At 65.5% G+C, this 22,914-nt stretch carries 19 protein-coding genes and 3 pseudogenes; 11 read left to right on the top strand and 11 right to left on the bottom strand.

What is annotated here, in order from left to right; genetic code table 11:
- Nucleotides 1–37: 37 nt before the first annotated feature.
- The 3 genes from E1956_RS40105 to E1956_RS40095 all read right to left on the bottom strand — a co-directional run bounded on the left by E1956_RS40105 (nucleotide 38) and on the right by E1956_RS40095 (nucleotide 4,144).
- Nucleotides 38–1,228, bottom strand: coding sequence for a serine hydrolase domain-containing protein (locus tag E1956_RS40105; RefSeq protein WP_134758836.1), 1,191 nt, complete (start codon nucleotides 1,226–1,228; stop codon nucleotides 38–40).
- 111 nt (nucleotides 1,229–1,339) lie between these two features.
- Nucleotides 1,340–3,061 carry an amidohydrolase gene (locus E1956_RS40100; protein WP_134758835.1) on the bottom strand — a complete coding sequence of 574 codons (1,722 nt, stop codon included), beginning with the start codon at nucleotides 3,059–3,061 and terminating at the stop codon, nucleotides 1,340–1,342.
- Nucleotides 3,062–3,187: 126 nt separating this feature from the next.
- Complete coding sequence (locus tag E1956_RS40095) at nucleotides 3,188–4,144, bottom strand: helix-turn-helix transcriptional regulator (protein WP_134758834.1); 957 nt, start codon at nucleotides 4,142–4,144, stop codon at nucleotides 3,188–3,190.
- 201 nt (nucleotides 4,145–4,345) lie between these two features.
- Here E1956_RS40095 and E1956_RS40090 point away from each other — a divergent pair.
- From E1956_RS40090 to E1956_RS40080, 3 genes and pseudogenes are all read left to right on the top strand, one after another.
- Nucleotides 4,346–5,123, top strand: a pseudogene (locus tag E1956_RS40090) (NAD(P)/FAD-dependent oxidoreductase); the annotation flags it as partial.
- Between the two features lie 221 nt (nucleotides 5,124–5,344).
- A complete protein-coding gene (locus tag E1956_RS40085; protein ID WP_134758833.1) occupies nucleotides 5,345–6,094 on the top strand; it encodes an SDR family oxidoreductase in 750 nt (249 codons plus the stop codon).
- Nucleotides 6,095–6,239: 145 nt separating this feature from the next.
- The gene (locus E1956_RS40080) at nucleotides 6,240–6,674 is read left to right on the top strand and encodes a VOC family protein (RefSeq protein ID WP_134758832.1); all 435 of its coding nucleotides are present in this window, start codon (nucleotides 6,240–6,242) and stop codon (nucleotides 6,672–6,674) included.
- Between the two features lie 57 nt (nucleotides 6,675–6,731).
- Here the strand turns inward: E1956_RS40080 and E1956_RS40075 are convergent, their stop codons facing one another.
- From E1956_RS40075 to E1956_RS40065, 3 genes are all read right to left on the bottom strand, one after another.
- Nucleotides 6,732–7,727, bottom strand: coding sequence for a glutathione S-transferase family protein (locus E1956_RS40075; RefSeq protein WP_134758831.1), 996 nt, complete (start codon nucleotides 7,725–7,727; stop codon nucleotides 6,732–6,734).
- An 11-nt stretch (nucleotides 7,728–7,738) separates the two neighbouring features.
- A complete protein-coding gene (locus E1956_RS40070; protein WP_134758830.1) occupies nucleotides 7,739–8,680 on the bottom strand; it encodes an alpha/beta fold hydrolase in 942 nt (313 codons plus the stop codon).
- A 253-nt stretch (nucleotides 8,681–8,933) separates the two neighbouring features.
- Complete coding sequence (locus tag E1956_RS40065) at nucleotides 8,934–9,851, bottom strand: LysR family transcriptional regulator (RefSeq protein WP_134758829.1); 918 nt, start codon at nucleotides 9,849–9,851, stop codon at nucleotides 8,934–8,936.
- A gap of 146 nt (nucleotides 9,852–9,997) precedes the next feature.
- On the opposite strand from E1956_RS40065, the pseudogene E1956_RS40060 reads away from it, so the two are divergent.
- Nucleotides 9,998–10,159 (top strand): annotated as a pseudogene (locus E1956_RS40060) (glutathione S-transferase N-terminal domain-containing protein); the annotation flags it as partial.
- 65 nt (nucleotides 10,160–10,224) lie between these two features.
- Complete coding sequence (locus E1956_RS40055) at nucleotides 10,225–10,305, top strand: hypothetical protein (RefSeq protein ID WP_418789369.1); 81 nt, start codon at nucleotides 10,225–10,227, stop codon at nucleotides 10,303–10,305.
- Nucleotides 10,306–10,585: 280 nt separating this feature from the next.
- On the opposite strand, the pseudogene E1956_RS47800 reads toward E1956_RS40055, so the two are convergent.
- Together E1956_RS47800 and E1956_RS40045 are read right to left on the bottom strand one after the other, a co-directional pair.
- Nucleotides 10,586–11,325 (bottom strand): annotated as a pseudogene (locus E1956_RS47800) (SDR family NAD(P)-dependent oxidoreductase).
- Between the two features lie 68 nt (nucleotides 11,326–11,393).
- The gene (locus tag E1956_RS40045) at nucleotides 11,394–12,008 is read right to left on the bottom strand and encodes a TetR/AcrR family transcriptional regulator (RefSeq protein ID WP_232072243.1); all 615 of its coding nucleotides are present in this window, start codon (nucleotides 12,006–12,008) and stop codon (nucleotides 11,394–11,396) included.
- Here E1956_RS40045 and E1956_RS40040 point away from each other — a divergent pair.
- Both E1956_RS40040 and E1956_RS40035 read left to right on the top strand, forming a co-directional pair.
- The gene (locus E1956_RS40040; RefSeq protein ID WP_197732993.1) at nucleotides 12,007–12,639 is read left to right on the top strand and encodes a MerR family transcriptional regulator; all 633 of its coding nucleotides are present in this window, start codon (nucleotides 12,007–12,009) and stop codon (nucleotides 12,637–12,639) included. The genes E1956_RS40045 and E1956_RS40040 overlap by 2 nt on opposite strands.
- Nucleotides 12,623–13,027: a carboxymuconolactone decarboxylase family protein gene (locus tag E1956_RS40035; RefSeq protein ID WP_197732992.1), complete on the top strand. Its 405-nt coding sequence runs from the start codon at nucleotides 12,623–12,625 to the stop codon at nucleotides 13,025–13,027. The genes E1956_RS40040 and E1956_RS40035 overlap by 17 nt, the downstream gene beginning before the upstream one ends.
- Nucleotides 13,028–13,108: 81 nt before the next feature.
- On the opposite strand, the gene E1956_RS40030 is transcribed toward E1956_RS40035, so the two are convergent.
- Nucleotides 13,109–14,002 (bottom strand): LysR family transcriptional regulator, encoded by an 894-nt coding sequence (locus E1956_RS40030; protein WP_134758827.1) that lies wholly within the window; start codon nucleotides 14,000–14,002, stop codon nucleotides 13,109–13,111.
- Between the two features lie 99 nt (nucleotides 14,003–14,101).
- Here E1956_RS40030 and E1956_RS40025 point away from each other — a divergent pair, with 99 nt between their 5' ends.
- Nucleotides 14,102–14,911: an NAD(P)H-dependent oxidoreductase gene (locus E1956_RS40025; protein ID WP_134758826.1), complete on the top strand. Its 810-nt coding sequence runs from the start codon at nucleotides 14,102–14,104 to the stop codon at nucleotides 14,909–14,911.
- A 21-nt stretch (nucleotides 14,912–14,932) separates the two neighbouring features.
- Here E1956_RS40025 and E1956_RS40020 read toward each other — a convergent pair whose 3' ends face one another.
- Complete coding sequence (locus tag E1956_RS40020) at nucleotides 14,933–15,406, bottom strand: hypothetical protein (protein ID WP_232072240.1); 474 nt, start codon at nucleotides 15,404–15,406, stop codon at nucleotides 14,933–14,935.
- 502 nt (nucleotides 15,407–15,908) lie between these two features.
- On the opposite strand from E1956_RS40020, the gene E1956_RS40015 reads away from it, so the two are divergent.
- The 3 genes from E1956_RS40015 to argG all read left to right on the top strand — a co-directional run bounded on the left by E1956_RS40015 (nucleotide 15,909) and on the right by argG (nucleotide 19,869).
- The gene (locus E1956_RS40015) at nucleotides 15,909–17,315 is read left to right on the top strand and encodes an MFS transporter (protein ID WP_134758825.1); all 1,407 of its coding nucleotides are present in this window, start codon (nucleotides 15,909–15,911) and stop codon (nucleotides 17,313–17,315) included.
- Nucleotides 17,316–17,743: 428 nt separating this feature from the next.
- Complete coding sequence (locus tag E1956_RS47600) at nucleotides 17,744–18,148, top strand: PAAR domain-containing protein (RefSeq protein ID WP_134758824.1); 405 nt, start codon at nucleotides 17,744–17,746, stop codon at nucleotides 18,146–18,148.
- 386 nt (nucleotides 18,149–18,534) lie between these two features.
- Nucleotides 18,535–19,869 carry an argininosuccinate synthase gene (gene argG / locus E1956_RS40005; RefSeq protein ID WP_134758823.1) on the top strand — a complete coding sequence of 445 codons (1,335 nt, stop codon included), beginning with the start codon at nucleotides 18,535–18,537 and terminating at the stop codon, nucleotides 19,867–19,869.
- Nucleotides 19,870–20,045: 176 nt separating this feature from the next.
- On the opposite strand, the gene E1956_RS40000 is transcribed toward argG, so the two are convergent.
- The gene (locus tag E1956_RS40000; RefSeq protein ID WP_134758822.1) at nucleotides 20,046–22,889 is read right to left on the bottom strand and encodes an Hsp70 family protein; all 2,844 of its coding nucleotides are present in this window, start codon (nucleotides 22,887–22,889) and stop codon (nucleotides 20,046–20,048) included.
- Nucleotides 22,890–22,914: the final 25 nt, after the last annotated feature.

Below are 22,914 nucleotides of genomic sequence, written 5' to 3'. Positions count from 1 at the left end.
TTGTGTGTCGCGATCAGGTTTTCTCCTGTCGCCTCGCTCAACCGCCGAGATGGCGTGCGATGGCCCTGAACGCGGCGAGCACGATGTTGTCCATCGGCTCGTCCACGGGCAAATGCTGGGACGAGAGCTTCACGATCACCACCGCCGCGCGCGGATCGACGTAGATCCACTGGCCATGAATCCCGATCGCGATAAACGGCGCGCCCGCCGCGCCCGTGAGATACCACTTGCTGCGGTAGCAGCCGCCCGGCAGGAAGTCGGCCCATGTCGAGCGCTGCCACGCTTCGCGGCTGCCGTTGTTCATGATGTCGTCGATCCACCAGCCCGGCACGATCTGCTTGCTGTTCGCGACGCCGCGGCAACGCACCATCTCCGCGCAACGCGCGAGGTCGCCGAGCGTCGCGCAGAGTCCGGCCGCCGCGCGCGGGGCGCCAAGGCGGTCGAGCGTGATGCAGGCCTCGTGCTGCGCGCCGAGCGGCATCCAGAGGTGCTGCGAGAGCAGCGCGTCGAGCGGTCTTGCCGCCGCGCGTTCGATCACCCAGCCGAGCACGTCCGTCGTCGGCGAGTTGTAGTGAAAGACCTCGCCGTGCGCGCGTTCGCCGGGGCGCAGCTCCGTGAGGAAGCGGCGCAGGTCCACCGGGTCGTCGGGCAGGGGCGGGTTCCAGCCCATCGCGCGGCGGTAGCGCAGGAAGGCGCCGCGCGTGTCGAGATAGTCTTCCGCGAACGTCACGCTCGCGGTCATATCGAGCAGGTGGCGCACCGTCGCGCCATGATCGTATGCGCTGCCGCGCAGCTCGGGGAGATACTCGACGACGGGGGCGTCGACATCGAGCACGCCTTGGTCGGCCAGCACGCCGCACAGCAGTCCAACCAGCGACTTGGTGATCGAGAACACCAGGTGCGGAGTCTCGGGCGTGAGGCCGTGGCCGTACCACTGCGTCACGATCTGGCCGTGTTTCATGACGAGGAAGCCATCCGCGTTGGACATCGCGAGCATGCGGTCGATGCTCGCGGTCTCCCCGGCGGGTGTCGTGAAGGCGAGGGTGCCCAGGTCGTCGCAGCGCTGCGGCAGCGGCGTCGCCGCGCGCGGATCGTGTGCGATCGCCGCCGTGGGCAGCAGGCGGCGCACGTTGCGAAACGACCACTGGCTGTAGGGCTTCGTGCGCCAGTTCTCGAGCGTGACCTGGTGTTCGGAGGCAACCGGCGCGCCGGTCATGATGCGTGACATTATCGGTGTTCCTTGTTTCGGTATCCTGACTGGATGAGACGGGTCAGGCAAGCTTTGAAGCCGCTTCCAATACGAATTGCGGCGGCCGGCGCGAGGCGGCCGCCGCCGTGCTCAGACCGTCGCTTCCAGATCGAACGCTGTGCGCATCGTACCGGCCGCATGCGTGACGCCGCCATTCATCATCGTGAGCGCGATGTCGATTTTGCCGATCTGGTACTTGTTCACCTCGAAGAGGTTGCTCTCGAGGACGATGAGGTCGGCGCGCTTGCCTACGGTGACCGAGCCAATCTCGTGCTCCAGCCCGAGCTGCCACGCTCCGTTGATCGTATAGGCGGCGATGAGCTGCGGAACGCCCAGGCGCTCGTTGATGTCGGGCAGCGCCGGCGCGTCGGGCTCGCCCGCTAGCTGGCGCGTATGGCCGGACTCGATATGCTCGACGGGGCGGTGCTGGCAGCGGCACTGGCAGGCGAGGCCGTCCATGCCGATCGACACCGTCACGCCCTGCTCGATGAACGTGCGGAACTTGTACATGTTGCTCCAGCGTTCTGTGCCGTAGTGCTCGCGCAGCAGTTCGGTGTACAGATCGACTACACCCCACTGGAGCTGCGTATTGGCCATCACGCCCAGCTCGCGAAAGCGCGGGATGTCGTCGGGATGCGTGAGGAACGCGTGCGTGATGACGTGGCGGCGGTCGCGCTGCGGGTTCGTGCGGTTCACGCGCTCGAAACCGTCCAGCGCCGCGCGCACGGCGGCGTCGCCCACGCAATGCACCATCACGTTGAAGCCCGCCTTGTCGGCCTCCAGCAAGTGCTGGTCGAATTCGCCGACGGGCATGGTGGGCGCGCCGCAGGTATCGGCGCGATCGGCGTAGGGCTCGAGCAGCCACGCCGTGTGGTTCGCTTCGGTGCCGTCGAGAAACAGCTTGAGCGCGCGCGCCTTGACGAGCGGCGAGTCATAGCGCGTGCGGAACTCGCTCAGCATCTCCACGGGTTTCTCGACCTCGCCCACCACGGCCACGCTGCCGACCACGCGCAGCTTGAGGTCCGCGCGCCGCTCCATGTGCTGGAGCGTTTCATAGAGCAGCGACTGGTCGCCGCTCGGGTCCATGAAGCCCGCGTCGAACACGGTCGTGATGCCGGCGGCCGCGAGCTTGTCCTGCCACGCCGTGAAGGAGCGCAGGTACAGCTCCATGCCCTTGGGCAGATAGCCGGCGTCGCTGATTCGCTTGAGCAGCAGCGAGTAGGCCGCGCCGTCGACGATCACGCCGGTCGGCTCGCCCGAGACGGGGTCCTTCTCGAACCAGCTCGCGCCGGGCTGGACGGGCGGCGTGGCGGCGTCGATGCCGGCGATCTCCAGCGCCTTCGAATTGGCCCACGCCGTGTGGAAGTCGGTGGACAGCAGGCACACCGGGCGATCGGGGCAAATGGCGTCGAGCGTTTCCTTGCACAGCAGTTCGGGCGGAATCGTCGCCTGAATCCAGCCCATGCCGGTGATGGCCTTTTCTTCGGGATGCGTCTCGACGTAGGCGCGCAGCGCGCTGAGCACCTTCTGCGGATCTTCGTAGTTCACGAAGGCCTGAAAGGCCGCCGCCGTCGTTTCGAAGTGCCAGTGCGACTCGACAAAGCCTGGCAGCATCAGCCGGCCGCCGGCGTCGATGATGCGCGTGTGCTCGCCGGCCCAGGCTCGGGCCGCGCGTTCGTCGCCGACGAAGACGATGCGCTCGCCTTTCACCGCGACGGCCTGCGCCCAGGGTTTGTGTGGATCGACCGTATAGACTTTTGCGTTCGTGAACAGCACGTCCGCTGCTGCGTTGCCTGTTTCCTGTGTGCTCATCGCTGCCTCTTGGTGCGCAAGTGTGACTGATCGCGGGTCACTATAGTGAGCGCCTGGAGGCGGGTCTGCCCCCCCTTGCAGGGGGCAAGGGTGCTTTGCGCCCGCAACCGGCGGGCGCGGGGGGATTTACGCGTCGGCCCGCGGCGGCTCGGCCGGTGTCGTGCCAGCCTGGGGCGAGGACGATGCAGCGGGCGATGCATCGGACGATGAAGCGGGCGATACGGCGGGCGCGGGATTAGGCACCGCAACCGCAGCGGGCGCTTCGAGCGCCCATTTGGCCAGATCGCGCTTGGTCCGCACGCCGAGCTTGGCGAACGCCCGCTGGATATAGGACTCGGCGGACGACTGCCGTACGCCCAGAATGGCCGCCGTCTCGGGCACGGTCCGGCCGACGATCAGGTGCTTGCAGCTTTCGTATTCGCGCTTGGAGAGCGTGATGCCTTCGTGCGCGACGCGGGCGTCGAACAGCGCGAGCGGGTCCGTGCTGGTGGCAGTATTGGCGACCTTTCTGGCGGCCGACATCGACGAATGCAATTCGAGCAGCGGAAACAGGAAGTCGCCCAGATGGCGCAACTGGCTCAGTTCGCTCAGCGAGAAAGCGGGCAAATGCTTGCGGCGCACGATGGCGAGCGAGTATTGCGCGTGGCTCGCGTCCTTCGTGAGCACGCATTCATGGGCGATTTGCCGTTCGTCGAAGATACGCTTGCGAAATTCGCCGTCGGGAATGGTGCTCATGTCGCGCACCACGAGGTGCGTGCCGGTCGTGCCCCGAATCGCGGCGAACAGCGGGTCGGCGGCCTGATAGCGCTCGTAGTAGAGCCCCATGACGTGATCGAGCTCGGCCTGCTCGTCGTCCACGGCGCCGCTGCCGAGCCATTCGCAGCTATAGCCAGGCGGCGCGGCGCCGCCAAAGCGCGAGCGCTCCACGTGAACGACATCGAGCGGAATGATCCCGTTCATGAACGACGTGAGCCGGTGAACGAAATGCGGTGTGCCGACCGACTCGATGATGTCGCCGAGCGCCTTGATGGGCACGTCGATATGGCGGCTTTGATGATTGAAGGGGTCGACGTTGAGCAACATGGTGCACCCTGATCAGGAACGGGTAGGGGTTCTGCGTGGGCCTGGCAAGCGCTTTTGTGTGGGCGCGCTGCGCGTTTGCCCGGCAAAAAAGCATAACAGAAGCGCTCCGGCGTTCAAACGCGCGGCCTGACGGGACGATAGCGACGCGGCGGCGCTGTGCCAATGGCGAAACAGGAAACTCGCGGTGCCCCCCATTGCAGGGGCATACCGGAGACAGCGGTCAACGCGGTGCGCGTGTTCCCGAACGACATCGACCAGGTGGAGCAGTTCGGCCAGCGCAACCTGGACGGCTTCGAGGCCACGCTCAAGCGCTATGGCATTGATGCGGACATCGAATGGAATGGCGAAATGACCGTGGCCGTCGACCCGGACCATCTCGCCCATCTGCGCGCCGACTACGATCACCACCGCAGCCACGGCCACGACGTGGTGCTGCTGGGCGAGCAGGCCACGCGCGAGCAGTTGAACTCGCCGCTGTTCGCGGGCGCGCGCTGGTCGCGCAACCGCAGCGGCATCGTGCATCCGGCCAAGCTCGCATGGGGGCTCAAGCGCGCGGCGCTCTCGCTGGGCGTGCGGCTCTACGAACATACGCCCCTCGTGAGCGTGAAGGACGAAGGCGACACGGTCCGATGTGCGTTTTTCGCATGCGTGGGGCGGGCCGATCGACTATTGCTCGCGCGGCTCGGTGTTCGCGAAGCGCTACCTCGGCGGCAAGGGCGTGTTCGTTGCGGGCTATACGGGCTTCGGTGTGGCCGCGAGCCGCTTCGGCGCGTTCATGGGCCTGAACATCCTGTTCGATCGCGACAGCCCCGAGCGCGGGCTCGACATCGCGAATCAAAGCCCGATCTATATCCCGCCCGAGCCGTTTCGCTGGATAGGCGCAAAGATCACGTTCCACGCCTTCGACGGCACCGATGCCCAGGGCGGCTGGAAGCGCGCCTGGATCAACGGCCTCAAGTCGATGGGTTTTCCGATGTGACCACAACAGCGGCCTTGCCCGGCCGCCGGGGCATGCATGAGGAGACCACGCGCACGCCATGCCAGGAGGAGACGAAACCATGTTCAAGCAATCAGACTCCCGCAAGATGTGCAACTTCTTCGAACGTGTTCATCGAGCAAGCCGTATGGCATGCCGCGAACTGATGTCCATACTGCAGTTACGCGATTGTTCAAGTTCAACTTTTCCGACTGGAGGGCATCATGAATCGCTTCGAAGGCAAGACCGTTCTGATCACGGGCGGCAATAGCGGCATCGGTCTCGCGGCCGCCCAGGCATTCGCAACGGAAGGTGCGCGTGTGGTGATTACGGGCCGCGATGCCGCGGCGCTCGAGACCGCTCGCGCCACCCTCGGCAATAGCGCTGTAGCCATCCGCAACGAAACGGGCACCGTGCAGGCCGCGCGCGATCTGGCTCGCGAGCTGGCCGAAGCCGGCATTCGCCTGGACGCCGTCTTCATCAACGCTGGCACCGCGAAGTTTGCTCCACTTTCCGATGTGGACGAGGCGCTGTGGGATGCCACCTTCAATGCCAACGTCAAGGGCGCTTACTTCCAGATCCAGGCGCTGGTGCCGCTGATGAACAAAGGCACCTCTATCGTTCTGAACGGTTCGATCAACGCGCGCATCGGCATGCCGGCATCGTCGGTTTATGCCGCCAGCAAGGCCGCGCTGATCTCTCTGGCCAAGACGCTGTCGAGCGAGCTGATTGGCTCGGGCATTCGCGTGAACGTGGTGAGCCCCGGTCCGGTGACGACGCCGCTGTACGGCAAGCTGGGCCTCGATGCCGACACCTTGTCGGCCACCGCCGCGCAAATCCAGAGCCAGATTCCGCTGGGCCGCTTTGGCCTGACAACCGAGATTGCCTCGACGGTACTGCATTTGTCGGCACCGGAATCGGCCTTCATCGTCGGCACCGAAATTATCGCCGACGGTGGCATGAGCCAGCTATGAGGCAAACGTTGCGAGCCAGAGCGCTCGCACGCTGAACCCGAGCGGCGTCGTGCCGCTTGGGCCGATGCCCGATTTCAATGTCCCGCAGGGGCTCGTCCGTATGACCTCCACGTCGCCATCATTGCCCACTTGAGGAGTCCGCATCATGCCCGCAACCCAAATTCCTGCTGCGCCGGCGCTCCGGTTGAATAACGTGGCGCTGGCCGTGGCCGATCTCGACCCCATGATCGGCTGGTATCAGAACGTGCTAGGCCTGCGCGTCGAGGAACGCGGCCATTTCGATCCTGTCGATGCCGATTTCGCGATGCTGACCGGCGACGGCTTCCGGCTGGAGCTCGTCTCGCGCAAAGGCGGCGAGCACCGGCCGGCCGACCGGTCGGCGCCGCCGCAGCACCTGCATGCGTTAGGCTGGAAGGCCATCGTGCTCGAATCCAGCGACCTGGCCTCGACCACTGCAGCGCTAGTGGCACACGGCGTCGAGATTGTCTGGGCTGAACAGCGGCTCACCCCAACGCTAGCCTCCACGATGGTCCGCGATCCTGAGGGCAATCTCATCAACATCTTCGGCAAGCTCGCATAGCGACGCCCAAGGAGCTCGCCTCGCGCTCGCCTGTATAGAGGTGGTTCGAGGCCGTTTTCAGGCAATGCCGTCGCTCGCGAGATGCGTGCGGTTGGTCGGCGCGAGAAAGTCGAGCGCCGGCCCGACCGGCACGATGCCGGTTGGATTGATGGTGCGGTGGCTCTCGTAATAATGTCGCTTGATATGCTGGAAATTGACCGTCTCCGCGACTCCCGGCCATTGGTAGATATCCCGCGTGTACGCGGAGAGGTTCGGGTAGTCGCCGATACGCCGCAGGTTGCACTTGAAGTGACCGACGTACACGGCGTCGAATCGCACGAGCGTAGTGAAGAGACGAATGTCCGCTTCGGTCAGCGTATTGCCAACGAGGAAGCGTTGCTGCGCGAGCCGCGCTTCGAGCCAGTCGAGCGTGTCGAATAGCGGGCGGACTGCTTCGAGGTACGCCTCTTCGGTGGTCGCGAAGCCGGACTTGTAGACCCCGTTGTTGACGGTGTCGTACACACGGGCGTTGACCTCATCGATCTCGGCGCGCAGCGCAGCGGGGTAGTAGTCGCCAGGCGTTGCACCGAGGTCGTCAAAGGCCGTGTTGAACATCCGGATGATCTCGGACGATTCATTGTTCACGATGGTTTTTTCCTGCTTGTCCCAGAGCACCGGCACGGTCACGCGCCCGGTGTAACCGGAATCGGCGCACGTGTAGACGTTGTGCATGAACCGCGCACCGTTGATGGTGTCAGGCACCACTCCGGGGCCCGGTTCGAACGTCCAGCCGTTTTCGAGCATCAGCCAGTGGACCGACGAAACACTGATCATCGCTTCGAGGCCCTTCAGCGCGCGCACGATCAGCGTGCGATGCGCCCAGGGGCAGGCGAGGCTCACATAGAGGTGATAGCGGCCCGCTTCGGCCTTGAAGCCGCTACGCCCGCTGGGGCCGGCGGACCCGTCCGCCGTGATCCAGTTGCGGAACGCCGCATCCTTGCGCACAAATCGGCCGTTGGTCGATTTGGTTTCATACCAGCGGTCTACCCACTGGCCGTTGACGAGAAGACCCATTGTGATGCTCCTCAGTGAGAACCTGCGGTATTGGTGAAGTTGACGATCAGCGGAATCGTCTGGTCCGGCGCCTCGGACAGGAGCCAGTGACCCGAGCCTTTGATGATGTGCCCCTGGACATGGGTGTCGACGAGACGTGCCTGATCGATCAGGAACGTGCCCGACGCTTTTTCGCCGGTAAGGACGAGCATCGGCATCGTGAGCGGCGTCTTCGCGAACTCGGAGAAGTCTTGCGCGTCCTGCGTGAATGCATGGAAGTATTCGAAGCCCGCGCGCATCCGGCCAGGTTGGGCGTACGCGTGCGTATAGTATTCGCGGTCTGCCTCACTGAGCGAATGTTTCGGGTCCGCTGCGAAATCGTTCCAGAAATGCTCGAAGTAAATCCGTTCACGGCCTTGCACGAGCTTCAGCGGCGTTTCTCCGTAGAAGTTGTAGTGCCATTTGTCGCGCAACAGCCAGACTTTCTGCCAGTCGCCCACCCCGGGAAGGAAGGCATCCATGAGCGTGACGGTGTCCACTTCGTCGGGATATTGCGCCGCATAAGCGTAGCTCACCATCAAGCCGATGTCATGGCCGACGATCTTCACCTTGTGGTAGCCGAGCTGCTGGACCATGGCATGAATGTCCTGCGCCATCGCCTTCTTTTCATAGCCGCTTGCGGGGATCGACGAGGTGCCGGCGCCGGGCAGATCGGGCGCGATGACGACACGTCGGTCGGCAAGCTGCTCCATCAAAGGCACCCACATGTGGCTGGTTTCGGTGTAGCCGTGCAGCAGGATGACCGGCATGCCATCGCCGTGTCCGGCTTGCAGATAGTGCAGCTTCAGGCCGTTGACGGTAACCGTATGATCTTCGATGGGAATGGGCGTCGCGCTATGAGCCACGCCGGGCAGTGCGCCCGCCAGTATCAAAGCAGCGGCCGCCTTGCCGGCTGTACGTTGAAACAGGTTCATCTCGTTCTCCAGTATCAGTAAGGACGTGCTGCGACGGGTGCCGATGACCGGGCGTGAGCGTCGCAATGACGTGACCCTATGGTGGACGAACGACACGCTTTTGCCGTTCGATCTGGCCGATGAACTCGTTCGAAGGGATTGCACATTCAGGCGGTTGGGGGACCGACCGGCCGCCGCCCGTACGAGGATGTTTCCCGGGTTGCGTGTGCTAGCGAGGCCCGTGCGCTCGGGCGGAGAGGGGGCAGCGCGTACGTCACGCAAACCGGTCGATGCCTCGCACGAGTCGCTTCGCCAGCCGCGGCTGCTTCAACTGCTCGATCCACCATTGCAGCGCACGGCCCTCCTGTTCGCCGCGCCACGCGACATACAGCACGTTGGGTTCGCGCGGATCGAGCGTGTCTTTCGCGACCAGTTCGCCGCGCGCGAGCAGTGACGCTATCCGATGCCGCGGCAACCAGCCGACGCCCAGGCCGTCGCGCTGGGCGAGAATCTTCGCGTGCATGGTGGGCAAGGCCAGCGAGTCCTGCCCGCCGACGATGCCATAGGCGCGCCCTGCGGACATGCGCGCCGAATCTCCTACCACGACCGAGCGGTACGCAGCGATGCGCTCGCGCCGAAGGGCCGCTTTTTCGGCGGCCAGCGGATGCCGCGGCGCCACCGCGAACACCCATTCGACGACACCCAGTTCGAACCAGCGCAATCCGGGAATGGCGGGCGGCTCATTGGTGGCGCCGACGATCAGGTCCGCTCTGCCGTCGCGCAGCGCCTCCCACGTTCCGCTCAGCACCTCGTGCGTCAAACGCAGTCTGACGCCCGATTGCAGGCCGTCGAACGCGCGAATCACGGGCATCATGGTTTCGAACTCGAGCAGTTCGTCGGCGACCACCCAAAGGCGATCCTCCCAGCCGCTCGCGACCTGTTTGACGCGCCGTGTCATGCGGGCCATGTCCAGCATGAGCCGGCTTGCTTCCTCGGCGAGCAGATGCCCGGCGGGCGTCAGTTGCAGACGATAGCGACGCCGGTCGAACAGCAGCGCATCGAAGCGCGTTTCCAGTTGCCGGGCTGCGTGGGAGACGGTGGAGGGGGCTTTGCCGAGCCGCGCCGCGGCGCGCGAGAGGCTGCCGGTTTCCCGAATCGCGTCGAGCAACGCGAGTTCTTCCTCTGACAACATATTCGACTCCATCGAACAAGTGCGTCGGTCAAATCGTACGGCAATCGGCCGGCGATCGTCCACTATGCCGCTATCGCGCTGGCGTGCGCTTTCTGGCGGCCCGCGCGGTTCCATACGACACCTGTTTCCCTGTTGAAGGAATTGTCATGCTCCAGATTGATTTCCATCCTTCGCCCAATCCGCTGAAGGCCGCGCTGCTGCTCGAAGAGCTGCAAACGCCGTTCGAACTCATCGCGGTCGATACCTTCGAGGGTGAGCAGCACCTGCCGTCGTTCCTGAAGATCAACCCGAACGCCAAGGTGCCGGCGACGCGCCGGCCTTCAGGCAGAGGCTTGCACTACCGCTGTTTGCTCAGGTGGACGAAATTGCGGGAATGGTTGCCTGGCTCGCGAGTCCCGAAGCCGCATTGGCTACGGGCGCCAGCCTGACGATTGACGGCGGGTTTAATGGATAGGATGCCTATGTGATCAAGGTGCGCTTCCCCCTCGCTACCCCCTTTACCAGCTCGTATTGGAAGACGTATGAGGCCGAGATTGCGGATGCTTTGCGCGAGGAGCGGTCAATCGAAGCTCTCGACTACGTTCAGCGCTACCAAGTTTTCGAACTGCCATCGAGAGATTCATGCTGAGTTGCTTCGCGCGGGCGAGTTCACGCGTTCGCTGATAAGGCGATACGAACAGGCACACAATACCGGCGCGACGATCCCACAGGCTCCCGCCAGGATCAGCGGAGGATCAAAGCGCCATGCCACCGTCGATGGTGAGGCTGGAGCCGGTCATGTAGCCTGACTCCTTGCGGGCGAGGTAGGCGACCAGACCGGCAATCTCATCCGGATCGGCAGCGCGCTTAAGTGGAATGTGCGGCTTGATCGCGTCGATATGAGCGGCCGTCATATCCGTTACAGTTGGCCCAGGTTGAATGTTGTTGACCGTAATGCCCCGTCCTGCCAGATCGATGGCGACGCCTTTGACCATTACCGCAACGGCAGCCTTCGTCATCGAGTAAACGCTCGACCCCGGATGGCCGCTTCGCACCGCGTGTTGCTGCCAATCGTGATGATCCGGCCGCCGTCAGTGAGGCGCGCGGCGGCGGCCTGGATGGCAAGAAAGACGCCACGCACATTGACGTCCAGCATACGGTCAAGATCTTCCACGCTCACCGTCGCGACGTCACCGAGCATCAAGATGCCAGCGTTGACAATCGCGATATCCAGCTTTCCGAAATGATCTACCGTCTGCGCGACAGCTGCCTTAATCGCTGCTGGATCCGCGCTGTCGGCCTTGATGGCAAGACCGGATCGCCCGATAGTCTCAATCGCCCTGACCGTTTCGGCGGCGCGCTCCGGCGCCGAAACGTAGGTAATCGCCACATCGGCGCCTTCGCTTGCGAGGCGTCTCGCTGCGGCCGCGCCAATGCCTCGCGAGCCACCGAAGACAATGGCAACCTTTCCAGTAACTCCGCAGTGTTCGTTCATCAGTAGCTCCATTTTTGATAGATCAGTCCATAATAGGGCGAACGTCAACCACGCCAGGCTTCTGCTGCCTAGCGAGGTCTCATACGGCTGATTGCAAATCTCACCTGGCTGAGCAAGCTCCTGGCGTCGTGACCTGCTCGTGCGCCGAGCTGAATACCCTGCATCGTCATCTGCAGAAAGGCGGCGGCTTCGCGAGCGTCGATGCCTGCGTCAATTTCGCCGCATGCCTGTCCTTCACGAATGCGCTCGACCAGACGCCTGAAGAGCTTCGGGCCCACTTTGCTTCTCAGCATCACCAGCTCAGGATCGGAAGCGCCAAATTCACTGACCGCGCCGACACCCATGCATCCGAGTGCGCGCACACAGTCATCTTCGGCAATGAGGCCAAGCAAAAGTGCTTCGATGCCGGCTATAGGTGATGGACGGCTATTCAGACGCTCCAGGTGGCCGGCGGTCGTTTCCTGTTGATATCGTTCCAGCGCTTCAAGGTAGAGCTTTCGTTTGTCGCCGAACGCGTTGTAGAGACTCTGCCGCCCGATGTTCATGGCCTTGAGCAGGTCCTCGGTTGAAGTCGAGGCATAGCCTTTCTCCCAGAACACGCGTGTAGCGCGCTCTAGTGCCTCGTCACGATCGAACTCTCTGGGTCTAACCATGGCTGCAGAATATTCATTCTGGACTGACATGTCAATAACGATTCATGCTGTTGCCATTGCAGATGCCGCAGAATCGGACATGGCTCGTCAAAGGGGACACAACCAGGCGATAATTTCTCTTGACCTGGAGTGCACTCGAAGTCCCACCATCACGCATGTCGTTGAGGGAAAGCACATGAAGATTGGCGATCTGGCAAGCGTGACGGGGCTCTCCGTCCATACGATCCGTTATTACGAGCGCATCGGACTGATTCCGTTCGCGCTGCGCGACGCGTCTGGGCAGCGTGCCTACGACCGGTCGATTCTCGACTGGCTCGCGTTTCTGGGCCGCCTGAAGAAAACCGGCATGCCGATCCAGGGCATGTTGCGCTACGCACAGTTGCGCGCGCAAGGCGCCGCCACCGAAGGCGAGCGCTGCGAGCTGCTGGTGGCGCACCGCGAAGCCGTGCGTGCGCATATTGCCGAGCTTCAATCGTGTCTTCTCGCTCTCGACGCCAAGATCGAAGGCTATTCGACCGTCCGATCATCTTCGCGAGGCAAGACACATGCAGAACCACACGAATCGGCAGAACCGGGTCAACCCACAGAACGAAGCGCCCGCGCACGACGCGGCACAGGAAAGCCGGCTCGCGCGCGGTCAGCGCATGCTCGCGGCGATTGACGGCAGCGCGGGCGAGCACGTCGTCGCCGCGCTCGCGGACATTGCGCCCGACTTCGCGCGCTATTTGCTGGAGTTTCCGTTCGGCGATATCTACGCGCGGCCTGGGCTCGACCTGCGCTCGCGCGAGATCGCGACCATCGCGGCGCTGACAGCGCTCGGCCATGCGCAGCCGCAGCTCAAGGTGCATGTCGCCGCCGGGCTGAACGTGGGCTTGAGCGAGGAGGAGATCGTCGAGACCATCATGCAGATGGCCGTTTATGCGGGCTTTCCTGCGGCGCTGAACGGCTTGTTTTCGGCGCGTGAAGTGTTCGAGGCGCGGCGTGCGGGTGCTGGGGAAGGCGCGCCGCCGGTGGCATCCGCTCATGAAGAGGCGATGAGCGCGTCTTGAGCCTGTGTGAATTGCGTGGGCTGGGTGCCGGCGGCATGCGCCACTGCGTTCGCGCGCGTGCAGGCGGCACGGAAAGCGGGCTCAGACAGTCGCCGCAATCTGCTCGCGCAGCCACTGATGAGCCGGGTCGCGATGCACGCGCTCGTGCCACAGCATGCACACCTCATAGCCCGGTACTTCGACCGGCGCCTCGACCACCTTGAGCGCGGGGTTGTCGCGCACGAGCCGCCACGGCAGCATCGCCACGAGATCGGACTGCGCGAGCGCCGACATCACGAAAAGGAAATGCGGCACGGAGAGCACGACGCGGCGCGCGAGCCCGGCCTCGGCGAGCGTCTCGTCGGTCACGCCGCGAAAGCCGCCGCCGTCCGGCGAGACGATCACGTGCTCGAGCTCGCAGAACTGCTTCGCGTTGGGGCGACGCTTGAGCCGTGGATGCCCCGTACGTCCCGCGAGCACATACCGCTCCTTGAACAGCACGCGCTGGCGCAGGCCCTCGGGCGCGTCGCTGGTGATGTGGAACGCGAGGTCGATCTCGCCTTGCTCTGTCGCCTTCGCGATGCGCGGCGGGACGAGCTCGACAATCGCGAGGCGCGTATGCGGCGCCGCCGTGCGCAGGGCGCGCAGCATCGGCAGGACGACGGTCGATTCGCCATAGTCGGTGGCGGCTATGCGCCAGGTGTGCTGCGCGGCGGCCGGATCGAAAGGGCTGGCGGGGGCCACCGCGCGCTCCAACGCTTCGAGCGCTTCGCGCAAGGGCTCGCGCAGCGCCTGCGCGCGCGTCGTGGGCCGCATGCCGCGCGGGCCCGGCAGCAGGAGCGGGTCGCCCAGCAGCTCGCGCAGCTTTGCCAGGTGCACGCTCACCGCCGGCTGCGAGAAGTTCAGGCGCTCGGCGGCGCGCGTGACGTTGAGCTCGGCGAGCAGCACGTCGAGCGTGACCAGCAGATTGAGATCGAGGCGACGTAGATTAAGCATCGTAATACCTGTCATTGCCGATATTCATTTCAAATATAGCAGACGGGTCCTTATGCTGAGAGCCATTCACCCGATCGATTCAACCACCGGAGCTTCAGCATGAACGTACTTATCGTCTACGCCCATCCCGAGCCGCGCTCGCTCAACGGGGCGCTCAAGGATTTCGCGCACGACCGTCTCACGCAGGCGGGCCATACGGTCCGGGTTTCGGACCTCTACGCAATGAACTGGAAGGCGGTCCTGGACGCGCAGGATGCGCCCGGTCGCGACGCCGCCGCGCCGTTCAATCCGTCGCTCGAATCGAAGCACGCTTTCGCGAGCGGCACGCAAAGCGCGGACATCGAGCGCGAGCAGGACAAGCTGCGATGGGCCGACGCGGTCATTCTGCAGTTTCCGCTCTGGTGGTTTTCGATGCCCGCGATCCTCAAGGGCTGGATCGAGCGCGTCTATGCCTACGGGTTTGGGTATGGAGTGGGAGAGCATTCCGACCGGCGCTGGGGCAGTCGCTACGGCGAAGGCACGCTCGCGGGCAAGCGCGCGATGCTGGTCGTGACGACGGGCGGCTGGGAGTCGCACTACAGTGCGCGCGGCGTCAACGGGCCGATCGACGACATCCTGTTTCCGATCCAGCATGGCGTGCTCTATTACCCCGGCTTCGACGTGCTGCCGCCGTTCCTCGTCTATCGCACCGGCCGCATGGACGAAGCACGCTTCGCGGCCACGCGCGAGGCATTGGGCGAGCGGCTCGATACGCTATGGAGCACCGCGCCGATTGCGTTTCGTCCGCAGAATGCGGGGGCGTACGAGATTCCGGCGCTCACGTTGCGCGACGAGATCGCACCGGGCAGCACCGGCTTTGCCGCGCATATCGAGCAGGCGGTTACGGCCGGCGCGCTATCGGACGCGTGATGGTGGTGGCGGGCGGGTGCTTCAGTGCCCCGGCCCGTTTTCGCGCACGCAGCTCAGCACGAGCGTGTCGCCGGGCGACGCGCCTGCGCTGAGCGATGCGTCATGAAACTCGCGGCTGCCGCATCGCCATTGCGCGCGATAGTCCACGCGGCACGTCTCGAAGGACGTCATCTTGCGGCCGGAGAGCAGCGGCTTCGGCGCGGGAGTCGATGGGGAGCCCGGCGCGTGCGCGCCGAGCACATACCCACAGGTGAGCAAGCCATTGCAGTGCCGCGCGAGATCGCGCGTGGCATTGCCGCGTGGCGCGCCGCAATTGGCACCCCAGGTGCCGGAAACGATGGCGATCGTCGGTGTGGCTGCGGCTTGCGCGACCGGCATGCCAGTCGAGGACGAGGCCGCAACGGGCTTCGCGCTGTTCGCTGCGACGCTTTCCGACCACACGGCGAATGCGACGAAGGCCAGCGTGCCCAGCAAGATCCATCCAGCGGGTCTCATGATGCGCCTCCAGTGCGAGGCAGAGCACTTCGCTCGCTTCAATAATAGGTCGCCGCGCGGGCGGCACCTGCGCCCGGCTCTGGTGCGCGGCTACGCTGCAGTGCACCAGCAGCTTTCGTGAACCGCACATCAACGGTGTGTCGCACGGATCGATGCGCGTCCCGGATGTTCCGTCACGAAAACGCAGCCGCCCGCGAGCGGCCCGTCACACAAGCCGTTGCGGCGATCACATTTCATTTCCCCCGCCGCTGGCATACGTATTGCTAAATAATCCGCGAGGCCAACGACGGCCTCGACGATTTCAGTTCGTCACGCACACGCGGGACGATGGCGACGAACAAGGCGGGGCAACGGCGTCCCGAGGTGGCATCCCATGGAGCGGAACAGCTTCATGCGGATGCGCTTCGGGACGCTTTTTTATTTGCGCACTTGAATCGGACTACGAAATAACGGAACCGGGGCGCCGTTGGCGTGCCGAGACTCATTACCTGGAGAGAGCCTCGTGAAAGCACTTTTGAGTTCGCTAAAGAGCGGCAACTGGCGCGCGCTGGTCGCGTGTTTCCTGTATTTCGACACCGGTTTCACGGTGTGGGTGATGTTCGGCCCGCTCGCGCCGTTTATCCAGAAGGACATCAAGATGACGCCGGCCGAGCTCGGCCTGCTCGTCGCGGTGCCGGTGCTGGGCGCGGCCATTCTGCGCGTGACGCTCGGCAACCTCTACCAGGCCTGCGATGGCCGCAAGGTCGCGCTGATGGGCATCGCGCTTTCGGCGATTCCCGCGCTCGTGCTGCTGCTGATGCCGGGTGCGCCGTCCTATACGCTGCTGCTCGTGCTCGGCGTGCTGCTGGGCGTGGGCGGCGCGAGCTTCGCGGTGGCGCTGCCGATGGCGGGCAGCAACTATCCGCCGAAGGTGCAGGGCCTCGTGCTCGGGCTCGCCGCCGCCGGCAATATCGGCGCGGTGCTCGACGGCTTCCTGTTTCCGGGGCTCGCCAACAGCCACGGCTGGATGCATGCCACGGGCGCGGCGCTGCCGCTGCTCGGTCTCGCCGCGACGGCCGTGTGCTTCTGGGCTCGCGATCTCGGCCAAAAGTCGGGCAGCACGGCGCAGGCGCTGCGCGCGTTCTTCGTCACGCTCGCGGGTCTGATCGCGCTCGTGCTCGCCGTGCATGCGGGCGTGTTCGGCGCCGGCAAGACCGGCGTGCTGCTGCTGCCCGTGATGGGCGCGCTGCTCGCGATTGCCGTGCTGCCGCGCCACTATCGCGGCGTGCTCGGCGAAGGCGACACCTGGGTCATCATGCTCGTGTACAGCATCACGTTCGGCGGCTTCGTGGGCATGTCGTCGTACGTGACGACGCTGCTCGTCTCGCTCTATCAGGTGCCCAAGCTCGAGGCCGGCGTGATCATGTCGCTGCTCGCGCTCGCGCTCGCGCTCACGGGCGCGATGGTGCGCCCCATCGGCGGTCTGGTCGCCGACCGCATCTCGGGCGTGCGCGCGCTCGTGCTGCTGCTCGCGGCCATCTCGCTGTGCGATTTCGCGTTCGCCGCGTGGATGCCGCCGCTTGGCGCCGGCATCGCGCTGCTCGCACTCACCTACGTGTGCTTCGGTCTCGGCAACGGCGCGACGTTCCAGCTCGTGCCGCGCCGCTGGCATGGCCGCACGGGCCTGATGTCGGGTATCGTGGGCGCGGCGGGCGGCATCGGCGGGTTCTATCTGCCGGTGATCATGGGTATCGCGCGAGAAAGCACGGGCAGCTATCAGATGGGTTTTGCGACGTTCGGCGCGCTCGCGGCGCTGGCGTTCATGCTGGTGCTCGCGCATCGTGCGCGCTGGCTCGGCTGGGCGCTGCCGCAGGAGGGTGCCGTGGCGCATCCGGCCGTGCAGACCGTGGAGGCGAGTGCGGGGAATTGAGCGGGAGGGGGCTGCTGAGGTTTGCGGACGCTTCGGGACCGGCCGGGGCGTCCGTTTTGTTTTGTGGCGCTGCGAAACCGGCAGCGTGCGGAACTGCAGACGCAATCTCGACTCTCTCGCCGCGTGGGTCCAGCCGGTCACCGATGTGCGTCTGACTCAAGTTGCCGACACACCCGTCCCGTACCCAGTCGTTGCTGTCGAACGATTCTCTTGATCTCGCGAGCCCGGAGGCGGACCGGAGTTCTGTTACGCTGCCCCCCACCTTGCTCGCTCGTGGTCGATGGATATTCCCTCCAACTAGCGTGGTGCGCCGCCCACGCGCGCTGTCGGTCATGGACCACGTGTTTCTGCTGCACGACGCGGCCGATCTGCGTGTTGTCACGATCCGCAAAAATTTGCCCTTCCGCACCGAGTAAAGGAGATGCGCATTGACGCACCGTTCCATTATCTTGCTTGGCGACGTGACCGATCACGCCGGACAAGTCATCACCGGCGCGCCTGCGACAAAGTACGCTGGCCATCCGGTCGCCCGTGTCGGCGATCTCGTTTCCTGCCCACTGCACGGCAACAACGCGATCGTGGGCTCGTCCACGTTCAACGTCGACGGGCAGCCGGTGGCGCTGGAGGGCATGCATAGCGCATGCGGCAGCACGCTGATCGCCAGTCAACATATGTTCAGCACGATGGAGTCGCCACGGGATAAAGACGGACGATTCACACCGCAGTGGTATCGTGAGAACCGAGGCCAGCCCGTCATTCCTGGTACCGAGGATTCCGGCACCACGGCCTGGCCAGGCTTGTCGCCACAGCCGCCCGACAACAGCGCCGTTTGATGCGCGTCCTGCGCCGTCGGGGATTACGTTTTTGGTGATTTCTGCGCGCAGGCTGCTGCCTATGCTGCACGCCTGGTCCTATTAGCAGCTGCGTGCCATATGGCGCTGCGTTGGCGTGAATTTGGGGCGCGATGGCGGCTGTCCACCCGATATCCACTCCCTGCCTGACCGGCGCTGGAGTGCGACGCGTGCGACGAGGCTTCGCTGTGTCAAACCACGCTGCCTCGAAACGAGGCCAGAGCGGGGCAGGCCTGACCCGATTTGCCTAAAATCCCGCCCAAAAAGCGCCTTTCCAACACGATTTCTGTCGGACCCAGGGGGCCAGCCCCCGCGCATCGGGTAAACTATGCGCCTGGTCTATGTCCTCCATTCAACGGGTTTTGTCGATGAGTACGATTCTTGAAAGTGTTCCGGTTGGTCAAAAAGTAGGTATTGCGTTCTCGGGCGGCCTCGACACCAGCGCCGCGCTGCACTGGATGCGCAAGAAGGGCGCCGTGCCGTACGCGTACACCGCCAATCTCGGCCAGCCCGACGAAGACGACTACGATTCGATCCCGCGCCGCGCGACGGAATACGGCGCCGAAGGCGCCCGCCTGATCGACTGCCGTGCGCAGCTTGTGGCCGAAGGCATCGCGGCGCTGCAAAGCAGCGCGTTCCATGTCTCCACGGGCGGCGTCACCTACTTCAACACCACGCCGCTCGGGCGCGCCGTGACGGGCACGATGCTCGTCGCCGCGATGAAGGAAGACGGCGTCAACATCTGGGGCGACGGCTCGACCTACAAGGGCAACGACATCGAGCGCTTCTACCGCTACGGTCTGCTCGTCAATCCGGATCTGAAGATCTACAAGCCGTGGCTCGACCAGCTGTTCATCGACGAACTCGGCGGCCGCTCGGAAATGTCGGAGTTCATGCGCCAGTCGGGCTTCGCGTACAAGATGTCGGCGGAAAAGGCCTACTCGACGGACTCGAACCTGCTCGGCGCCACGCACGAGGCGAAGGATCTGGAAAGCCTCGAGTCGGGCATCAAGATCGTCAACCCGATCATGGGCGTGGCGTTCTGGCGCGACGACGTCAAGGTCGAGCGCGAGGAAGTCACGATCCGCTTCGAGGAAGGCCAGCCGGTCGCGCTGAACGGCAAGACGTTCACGGACGCAGTCGAGCTGCTGCTCGAGGCGAACCGCATCGGCGGACGCCACGGTCTGGGCATGAGCGACCAGATCGAGAACCGCATTATCGAGGCGAAGAGCCGCGGCATCTACGAGGCCCCGGGTCTCGCCCTGCTGCACATCGCCTATGAGCGCCTCGTCACCGGCATCCACAACGAAGACACCATCGAGCAGTACCGCGAGAACGGCCGCCGTCTCGGCCGCCTGTTGTACCAGGGCCGCTGGTTCGACCCGCAGGCGATCATGCTGCGCGAAACGGCCCAGCGCTGGGTTGCGCGCGCGATCACGGGCGAAGTGACGCTCGAGCTGCGCCGCGGCAATGACTACTCGATCCTGAGCACGAAGTCGCCGAACCTGACGTACCAGCCGGAACGTCTCTCGATGGAGAAGGTGGCTTCGACGTTCTCGCCGCGCGACCGTATCGGCCAGCTGACGATGCGCAATCTCGACATCACCGATACGCGCGACAAGCTGCGCGTCTACGCGCAAGTCGGTCTGCTCACGCCGGGCGAGGCGTCGGCGCTGCCGCAGATCAAGGACGAAAAGAAGTAAATCGGCTGGCGGATTGAACGGCGCCTGGCGCCGTTGCGGTCTGCGAGTCGAACATCCCCGCGTTGCCGGCCGTTCGCCATGAACGGCCTGGTGCGCGGGGATTTTTGTATCTGGCACCGTCCCGCGTGGTCCAGCCGCTCGCCGTGAGCGGCGTTCGCGTGGCGCGCGTGGGGCGTTCAGCCAGCCATCAGCTTCAAGCCCGCCGGCAGCGCTTCGCCGAACACGCGGCCCGTATCGGCGCCATCGAGCGTCACGACTTCGCGCACCATCTCGATCCACGTCTGCGGGGCGTTCGCGCCTTCGAGCCGCCGCAGGACCGTCTCCCGCACGGCGGGATCCAGATCGCGCGAGCGGTCGCCGGTCATGCGCGCGATCTGCGCAGCGGCGAACATGGCCGGCTCGACCTTCTTCCAGTCGAGCGCGAGGATCGCGTCGAGCCAGCGCGTGGCCACCTCGGGCGCCACGACGCCGTGCGCGCTGCCGTAAAAGGGCAGGCGCGCGCCGATGCGGCCCACGGCCCACCAGCTCTGATGATTCTCCGCGGGCTTTTGCAGGCGCGTCAAAAGCTGCTCGCCGATCTCGATCTTCCGTTCGGCCGAGATCCGTTCGAGCGAAGCGTAGAGGCGCACCATGTCCTGATGTCCGAGCTTCGCGGGATCGAAGGGCAGCTTGTGCTGCTTCGAGCTCGCCGCTTCTTCGAGCCAGCGCATCGCCTCGAGCACCTGCTCCTGCGCGGCGTCGTCGAGACCGCCCGCCGTGCGCCGCCACAGCGTCCACCACTCGGACCACACCTGGCCTTCGTTGACGTGCTGGATGCCGTCGTCGAAGAGGGTCCAGAGCTGCTCGACGCGCCACTCGTCGAGCGGATAGCCGAAGCCGGGCCGCACGCAGAAGCCCGCGAGGTTCAGCCACAGGCGCTCGTGGTCGGGCGAGCGGCGGCGGCGTGCCGCGCGCTCCCACAGCGCGCCGAACAGCTCGCGCAGCAGCGGGCCGTCCCAGTTCTGGCGTGGCCCGAGGCCGTGTTCGAGCTGCGCGCGCAGGCGCTTGACCTCCTTGGGGTCGACCTTCGCCGACTTCGGGCCGAACACGCGGTCGATCAGGGCGATGGCTTCGTCGAGCCCGGCGTGGCGCGCGCCCTGGCTCGCCTCGGTGCCTGAGGCCTCGTCGCGGCGCAGCTGGAATTCGAGCAGCCAGCGTTGGGCGTCGTCATCGGTGGCGAGGCAGCCGACTTCCAGTGTGCCCACCTCGGTCAGTTGCGCTGTGAGCTTCACCGGCCGTTCCTGTTCCGCGCGAGCAGCCTGAGCGCCTTGGGCGCCTTGTGTGCCCTGGGCAGCCTGGCGCTGCACCACAGTGGATAGCGGCGGCAGCCGCACGAAGTCCGCCGACGAAATCTCGGCGATCTCGCCAGGCCGCCAGGCCGTATCGGCGACCGTCGAGACCAGGTGGAATTGCACGGGATGGCCCAGACGCAACGCGAACACGCGGTCGTCGAGGCGCACTTCGTGGCCTTCCTCGGTGCCGCGCGGCAGCAGGCAGACGCCGCGCGTTCTTGCATCGTCGTCCGCGCTTTTGCCGTTCTCATTGTCGAGCACGAGGAAGTAGCTGCGCGGCGAGCCGCCGCCGATGCGCGGCGCACGCCCCGAGCGCGCCAGCGCGAAGGCGACCGCGCCGCGCGCGACCGCCACGTCGGGCTGGTCGTTTTGCAGCACGGTGAGGGGCGCTTCGCGCCACGCGCTCATCGTCTCGTGCAGTCGCCCGGCCAGCGCTTGCGCGCGGAATACGCCGCCGTTGAGCAGCAGCGTGTCGGGCACGGGCAGGGGCGTTGCCCCGCTGTTCGCCACGCCCAGTGCCTCGCGCGACTGCGCGGCGAAGCGATGCAGGAACGCCGCGATATGGCGTGTGACCGCCGCGTCGGCGGCATAGGGCAGGCCGAACTCGACGATCGCCGCGCGCGAGCGGCGAGGCAGGTCGTCGGGGCCGCCTGCGGGGAAAAAGCCGTCCACGACGATGCGCTCGGCCTCGTCGCGCGTGAGCTGCGTCGTGCGCGCGCCGCCGATCAGCCGTGAGCCCGCGCCGAGCAGCGTCACGCCGACCGCGTCGGGCGCGGCGTCGCCCAGCAATTGCTCTTTCGCGACACGGCAGCGCTCGACGAGCTGCGAGAGGCTCGCGGCGGAGAGGCGCGCGTTCTCGCCCGCGAGCCGGCTCTCGGCCAGATGCGCGAGCGCGAGGTCCATGTTGTCGCCGCCCAGCATCAGGTGGTTGCCCACGCCGATGCGGCTCAGCTGCGGCTCGCCGTTCTCGACCTGGACCTTGATGAGCGTGAGGTCGGTGGTGCCGCCGCCCACGTCGCAGACGAGCACGAGGCGCGTTTGCGCAAGCTCGGCCTGCAAGGTTTCGCGATGGTGGAACAGCCAATCGTAGAACGCGGCCTGCGGCTCTTCGAGCAGGCGCAGCGCGGGCAGCCGCGCGCGCCGCGCCGCTTCGAGCGTGAGCGCGCGCGCGCCGTCGTCGAACGAGGCGGGCACGGTGAGCACCACGTCCTGGTCCTCGAGCGGCGCGTGCGGGAAGCGGTGGTTCCACGCGGCGCGCACGTGCGCGAGATAGCTCGCGCTCGCGTCCACCGGCGAAACCTTGCCGACGTCGTCGGGTGCGCCCCACGGCAGGATGGGCGCGAGCCGGTCCACCGAGGCGTGCGAGAGCCAGCTCTTCGCGCTGGCGACGAGCAGGCCCGGCACCTGGGCGCCGAGCGTGCGCGCGAGACGGCCGACGACAGGCGGCACCGCACCTGCCACGGCTTCCGGCGCCGCAGCCGTGGGCCAGGGCAGTTGCACGGCGCCCGGCGCGAGTTCGCCCGGCGCCGGCTGGTAGCGCGCCGAGGGCAGGAGCGGCTGCGCGCTCACCTCGCCGGGCGCGGTGAGCTGCTCGATATCGAAGACGCGGATCTCGTCCGCGCCCGCTTCGGCGTAGGCAACGACGGTGTTGCTCGTTCCGAGGTCTATGCCTACGACGTATCGCTTCATCGTGCTCAAGTGACGGTTGGGCCGC

The organism is Paraburkholderia pallida (assembly GCF_004524855.1).
In the GTDB taxonomy this organism is placed as follows: Bacteria; Pseudomonadota; Gammaproteobacteria; order Burkholderiales; family Burkholderiaceae; genus Paraburkholderia; species Paraburkholderia oxyphila.
The sequence above is the reverse complement of the archived record's forward strand: the minus strand, read 5'-3'. Positions and strand labels throughout refer to the sequence as shown.

Excerpts from the sequence above, each read along its gene's own strand:
- E1956_RS40100 (WP_134758835.1), bottom strand. The coding sequence starts at position 3,061 with ATGAGCACACAGGAAACAGGCAACGCAGCAGCGGACGTGCTGTTCACG.
- E1956_RS40030 (WP_134758827.1), bottom strand. The coding sequence starts at position 14,002 with ATGCTTAATCTACGTCGCCTCGATCTCAATCTGCTGGTCACGCTCGAC.
- argG (WP_134758823.1), top strand. The coding sequence starts at position 18,535 with ATGAGTACGATTCTTGAAAGTGTTCCGGTTGGTCAAAAAGTAGGTATT.
- E1956_RS40070 (WP_134758830.1), bottom strand. The coding sequence starts at position 8,680 with ATGAACCTGTTTCAACGTACAGCCGGCAAGGCGGCCGCTGCTTTGATA.
- E1956_RS40080 (WP_134758832.1), top strand. The coding sequence starts at position 6,240 with ATGCCCGCAACCCAAATTCCTGCTGCGCCGGCGCTCCGGTTGAATAAC.
- E1956_RS40040 (WP_197732993.1), top strand. The coding sequence starts at position 12,007 with ATGTCAATAACGATTCATGCTGTTGCCATTGCAGATGCCGCAGAATCG.
- E1956_RS40020 (WP_232072240.1), bottom strand. The coding sequence starts at position 15,406 with ATGAGACCCGCTGGATGGATCTTGCTGGGCACGCTGGCCTTCGTCGCA.
- E1956_RS40065 (WP_134758829.1), bottom strand. The coding sequence starts at position 9,851 with ATGTTGTCAGAGGAAGAACTCGCGTTGCTCGACGCGATTCGGGAAACC.
- E1956_RS40045 (WP_232072243.1), bottom strand. The coding sequence starts at position 12,008 with ATGTCAGTCCAGAATGAATATTCTGCAGCCATGGTTAGACCCAGAGAG.
- E1956_RS40025 (WP_134758826.1), top strand. The coding sequence starts at position 14,102 with ATGAACGTACTTATCGTCTACGCCCATCCCGAGCCGCGCTCGCTCAAC.
- E1956_RS40000 (WP_134758822.1), bottom strand. The coding sequence starts at position 22,889 with ATGAAGCGATACGTCGTAGGCATAGACCTCGGAACGAGCAACACCGTC.
- E1956_RS40035 (WP_197732992.1), top strand. The coding sequence starts at position 12,623 with ATGCTCGCGGCGATTGACGGCAGCGCGGGCGAGCACGTCGTCGCCGCG.
- E1956_RS40105 (WP_134758836.1), bottom strand. The coding sequence starts at position 1,228 with ATGTCACGCATCATGACCGGCGCGCCGGTTGCCTCCGAACACCAGGTC.
- E1956_RS40085 (WP_134758833.1), top strand. The coding sequence starts at position 5,345 with ATGAATCGCTTCGAAGGCAAGACCGTTCTGATCACGGGCGGCAATAGC.
- E1956_RS40055 (WP_418789369.1), top strand. The coding sequence starts at position 10,225 with ATGGTTGCCTGGCTCGCGAGTCCCGAAGCCGCATTGGCTACGGGCGCC.
- E1956_RS40095 (WP_134758834.1), bottom strand. The coding sequence starts at position 4,144 with ATGTTGCTCAACGTCGACCCCTTCAATCATCAAAGCCGCCATATCGAC.
- E1956_RS40075 (WP_134758831.1), bottom strand. The coding sequence starts at position 7,727 with ATGGGTCTTCTCGTCAACGGCCAGTGGGTAGACCGCTGGTATGAAACC.